Below are 2833 nucleotides of genomic sequence, written 5' to 3'. Positions count from 1 at the left end.
GTCCTCGGGTTCATCGGGCCCTCTGGGGGGGGGTACGGGGCTACGCCGGCGGGGGGCGGGCGGGGCGGGGCCGCCCGGCTGGGGGCTTCGGGGGGGGGGGGCCCGGTCAGTTGAACTGGTCCGGGTGCGGGCCGGTCCGCAGGTCGCGGTCGGTGGCGGCGATGGCGGCCATGTCCTCGTCGGTCAGCTGGAAGTCGAAGACGTCCAGGTTCTGGCGGATGCGCGCCGGGGTGACGGACTTCGGGATGACGATGTTGCCGAGCTGGAGGTGCCAGCGCAGGACCACCTGGGCGGCGGACTTGCCGGCGCGGGCGGCGATCGCGGTGATCGCCGGGTCGTCCAGGACGGCGCCCTGGGCGAGCGGGCTCCACGCCTCGGTGGCGATGCCGTGCTCGGTGTGGAAGGCGCGCAGCTCGGCCTGCTGGAGGCCGGGGTGCAGCTCGACCTGGTTCACGGCGGGCACCAACCGGCTTTCGTCCAGCAGGCGCTGGAGGTGGGCGGGCTGGAAGTTGGAGACGCCCGCGGCGCGGATGCGGCCCTCGGAGGCGAGGCGCTCGACGGCGCGCCAGGAGTCCAGGTAGAGGTCGCGGGCCGGGGTGGGCCAGTGGATCAGGTACAGGTCGAGGTACTCGAGGCCGAGCTTGGCGAGGCCGGCGTCGAAGGCGCGCAGGGTGGCGTCGTAGCCCTGGTCGGCGTTCCACAGCTTGGTGGTGACGAACAGGTCCTCGCGCGGCAGGCCGGAGGCGGCCAGGGCGCGGCCGACGCCGGTCTCGTTGCCGTAGATCGCGGCGGTGTCGATGCTGCGGTAGCCGGCCTCCAGGGCGGAGGCGACGGCGGCGGTGGTCTCGGCGTCGGGGACCTGGAAGACGCCGAAGCCGAGCTGGGGGATCTCGACGCCGTTGTTGAGCTTCACGGTGGGGACGGTGGGGTTGTTCATGGTGCGTGCTTCCATTCAGCGGGGGAGGTCGGTGAGGGTGTGGCGGACGGTCTGGGCGCTGATGAGTCCTCGGTGTGGTTCCCGGCGATGTGGTCGAGGCCCCCGGCGCCCAGGCGTCGCCCGTGGTCGGCGAGGACCTCCTGCGGTGTGCGGGTCACCGGGCGAGTTCCGCCAGCGCGGCGGTGGCGAAGGAGTGGTCCTGCTCCGGGGCGCCGCCGCCGAGGCCGATGGCGCCGACGAGCTTGCCGTCGCGGTGGATCGGGACGCCACCGGCGATGAAGAGGAGCGGCCGGTCGAGCGCGGTGGCCAGGGTGTGGAACGGTCCGTCCGGCTTGACGAGGTCGACCAGGTCGGCGGTGGGGGCGCCCAGCTGGAGGGCGGTGTACGCCTTGCGGGTGCTGGTCTCCCCGGAGATCAGCACGGCGCTGTCGTCGCGGAGGAAGGCGAGCAGGTGACCGCCCGCGTCCAGGACGGTGACGCTGACCGCGACCCCGGCCGCCTGGGCGGCGCGGCGGGCGGCGGCGACGAGGGTCTCGGCGTCGGCGGTGGTCAGCGGGGTGAGGGTGGTGCTCATGGTGGCGCTACTCCTGGAAGGAACGGGGAGAGGGGAACTGGGGAGAGGGACGGTCAGTGGTGGACGGGGACGGGAGCGGCGGTGACGACGCCCTCCCGTACGGGGGTGCGGCGCTCCAGGACGGCGGACCAGACGGCCAGCAGGAGCGCGGCTCCGGCGAGCAGCGCGCCGACCCAGTTCGGGGCGGTGTAGCCGAGGCCGACCGCGATCACCTGGCCGCCGAGCCAGGCGGCGAGGGCGTTGCCGAGGTTGAAGGCGCCGATGTTGACGGCGGAGGCCAGGGTGGGCGCGCCGTGCGCCTGGTCGAGGACCCGCTTCTGCAGTGGCGGGACGGTGGCGAAGCCGAGCGCCCCGACGAGCAGGATGGAGACCGCGGCGAGGATCTTGTTGTGCGCGGTGAGGGTGAACAGGGCCAGCACGACGGCGAGTCCGCCGAGGGAGGCGTAGAGCATCGGCATCAGCTTGCGGTCGGCGAACCTGCCGCCGAGCAGGTTGCCGAGGAACATCCCGACACCGAACAGGACCAGCAGCCAGGTGACGGCGCCGTCCGAGTAGCCGGCGACGCGGGTCATCATCGGCGCGATGTAGGTGATCGCCGCGAAGACACCGCCGAAGCCGAGGACGGTCATCGCCATGGCGAGCAGGACCTGCGGGTTGCGGAACGCCGTGAGCTCGCGGCGCAGGTGGGCGCCCTCGGGGCGGGGCAGGGCGGGAACGAGCTTGGCGATGCCGAGCAGGCCGACCACGCCGAGCGCGGCGACGCCGGCGAAGGTGACGCGCCAGCCGACGGCCTGGCCGATGAAGGTACCCAGCGGCACGCCGACGATGTTGGCGACGGTGAGGCCGGTGAACATCGTGGCGATGGCGCCGGCCTTCCTGTCGGGGGCCACGAGGTCGGCGGCGACCACCGAGCCGATGCCGAAGAACGCGCCGTGGGCGAGGGAGGTCACGATGCGACCGGCGAGCATCACTCCCATGGTCGGCGCCACGGCGGAGAGCAGGTTCCCCGCCACGAACAGGCCCATGAGGATCATGAGCATCGTCTTGCGGCCGATCCGGGTGCCGAGCACCGTCATCAGCGGGGCGCCGATGACGACGCCGATCGCGTAACCGGTGACCAGGAGCCCGGCGGAGGGGATGGACACTCCGTAGTCGCCGGCGATCTCGGGCAGCAGGCCCATGACCACGAACTCGGTCGTACCGATCCCGAAAGCCCCGATGGCCAGGGCTAGTAGTACTTCGTTAACTTAACTTGATCTTGGTCTTCGGGTCGGGCATCCTGTCGGCGTGGATTTGGGGGATATCGAGAAGCTTCGCGGCGA

General features: G+C 72.3%; 3 protein-coding genes. All 3 read right to left on the bottom strand.

Translation table 11 applies throughout. The features are described 5' to 3' along the window. Positions 1-106 precede the first annotated feature (106 nt). Entirely contained in the window at positions 107-937 is an 831-nt protein-coding gene (locus ACFWPI_RS39355) for an aldo/keto reductase (protein WP_380381075.1), read from the bottom strand. A gap of 154 nt (positions 938-1091) precedes the next feature. Then, complete coding sequence (locus ACFWPI_RS39350) at positions 1092-1511, bottom strand: heme-binding protein (RefSeq protein ID WP_063351790.1); 420 nt, start codon at positions 1509-1511, stop codon at positions 1092-1094. A 53-nt stretch (positions 1512-1564) separates the two neighbouring features. Next, positions 1565-2737, bottom strand: a complete 1173-nt coding sequence (locus ACFWPI_RS39345) for an MFS transporter (protein WP_380425380.1) — start codon at positions 2735-2737, stop codon at positions 1565-1567. Positions 2738-2833 lie beyond the last annotated feature (96 nt).

Origin of the sequence: Kitasatospora sp. NPDC058492 (assembly GCF_042720685.1) — a bacterium.
Taxonomy (GTDB): Bacteria; Actinomycetota; Actinomycetes; order Streptomycetales; family Streptomycetaceae; genus Kitasatospora.
This window is presented reverse-complemented; position numbering and strand designations above follow the sequence as displayed.